At 38.1% G+C, this 1,219-nt stretch carries 1 protein-coding gene; it reads left to right on the top strand.

Annotated features, from left to right (window positions below; genetic code table 11):
- Positions 1 to 196: 196 nt before the first annotated feature.
- Positions 197 to 1,180, top strand: a complete 984-nt coding sequence (locus QMA08_RS20290; RefSeq protein ID WP_290175337.1) for an IS110 family transposase — start codon at positions 197 to 199, stop codon at positions 1,178 to 1,180.
- The last annotated feature ends 39 nt before the right edge of the window (positions 1,181 to 1,219 follow it).

Raw genomic sequence — 1,219 nt, forward strand, 5'->3', positions numbered from 1 at the left:
CTTCGCGCCTTGTATCTCTCATTGATAAATGATTAGCTATCATTTATCACATCGAAGTCAGTGAGCTTGCCTTCGCGCCTAGTATTTAATACTGCTCCGTAGATAAAGCCCTGACTTTCTATTCTCAGAAACTGAATGGTATCCAAGCACACTTTTATTTAAGTAGATGCTGTATGTACAAGGGGAGTAAGTAGAGATGATGTTTATCGGCATTGATATTAGTAAAGAGAAGATTGATTTATCGTGGTTGAGAGACCAGCTTACAAACAAAATTAAAACAAAAGTATTTAAAAACAAGCGCCAAGACTTTGTAACAATAGAAAAATGGCTTTTAAATACAACTAAAAGCGCTGCTAGTGAGCTCGTTATCACCCTCGAACCAACGGGTGTTTATCATGAAGCGCTGATGTATTTTTTACACGAGCAAGGCTTTAATATTATTTTAGCGAATCCCGGTAAAGCTAAAAAGTATGCAGACGCTTTAAACATAATTCACAAAACAGACAAATCTGATGCAACGATGCTTGCTCATTATGGCTGTGCTAAGCACGCAGTCGTTAATTATTGGCAACCTGAAGCGTTGGAAATTAGAGAGCTTAAAGCCCTTATTCGTCGTTTAGATGCGCTTGAGAGTAACCGCCAACGAGAAGCGAATCGATTAGAAGCAAGTGAATTTAGCAACGTTTCCGCGCGTGTTTGCCAATCGATAAAAGTGACAATCGCGTTTTTAGATGATGAAATTAAACAGCTTAAATCTGACATTGATAACCACATAGATAATGAACCTGATTTAAAAAGAAACAGGAAACTACTTGAGTCTATCCCTGGCATTGGGCTCGTATTATCGAGAGAGCTGACGTATTTGTTTGCGGCTAAAAAATTTAATAAAGCCAAAGAAGCGGCCGCTTATTGTGGACTAATCCCACGGCACAATGAATCGGGTAAATTAAAAGGGCGAACATCAATCAGTAAACTTGGGCCAGCCAGAATTCGATGCAAACTTTATATGGCAGCCATTGTTGCTGGGCAATGGAATAAAACAATAAAACGACACAAGTTAACGTTAATAAATAATGGTAAAACACCGATGCAAGCTGTGTGTGCAAATATGCGAAAGCTAATTCATATATGTTTTGGTGTAATAAAAAACCAAGAAGCGTTTAAGCTCCAAGAAAGTTAAATACGACCTTGAAGCTTAAAATGAGAGATGGTATCTACA

This window comes from Pseudoalteromonas sp. APC 3355 (assembly GCF_030407615.1).
GTDB lineage: Bacteria > Pseudomonadota > Gammaproteobacteria > Enterobacterales > Alteromonadaceae > Pseudoalteromonas > Pseudoalteromonas distincta.

Bases quoted from the DNA above. Each gene is read 5' to 3' on its own strand.
- QMA08_RS20290 (WP_290175337.1), top strand. From the start codon at position 197: ATGATGTTTATCGGCATTGATATTAGTAAAGAGAAGATTGATTTATCG.